The 634-nt window shown below is 45.4% G+C and carries 1 pseudogene; it reads left to right on the plus strand.

From position 1 onward, the window contains the following. Nucleotides 1–199 precede the first annotated feature (199 nt). Nucleotides 200–634 (plus strand): annotated as a pseudogene (locus tag R7044_RS26175) (hypothetical protein); the annotation flags it as partial.

Raw genomic sequence — 634 nt, forward strand, 5'->3', positions numbered from 1 at the left:
AGGTGAGTTGCAATAAATAATATTTATGCAATTGTGTGTTGACAGTCACATTCGTTGCTCTTAGTATATGCGCCCAATGAACGGCTACAACGTGTAATCGTTTGTTTTGAAAAGAGATATCTCTCTAAGTTCAGCTGATCTCGGTCAGTTGTCTTTCTTTTTTTCTAATAATAGAAAGACAACAAATTTGAGACTTGGCATGACTACACAAAGCACTATCAGCACCTCTTCCATTTCCGCTCCTGTAACAGAAACCAGTTGGCAAAAGAAAGCCATGCTAAGTGTCGCGTTTTTGATGGCGACGACCTCTGTTGGCCCAGGCTTTTTGACTCAAACTGCTGTTTTCACGAACATCTACAAAGTCGACATGGCGTTTCCAGTATTGGCTTCGATCTTTATCACGTTTGGTATCGTGATGAACTTGTGGCGCATTGTGGGCGTTTCTGGCATGCGAATCCAAGACATTGCGAACAAAGTGGCGCCGGGTATGGGTTATGGTGTCGGTATTCTCCTTGCGCTTGGAGCTGTGGCGTTTAACTTTGGCAACGTAAGTGGCGCGGCGTTAGGCATTAATGTGTTAACGGGCGTGGACACGACTTGGGGTGCGCTGTTTACTGGTGTGGTCGGCTGTTTG

The sequence above is a fragment of the Vibrio sp. 1402 genome (assembly GCF_033340275.1).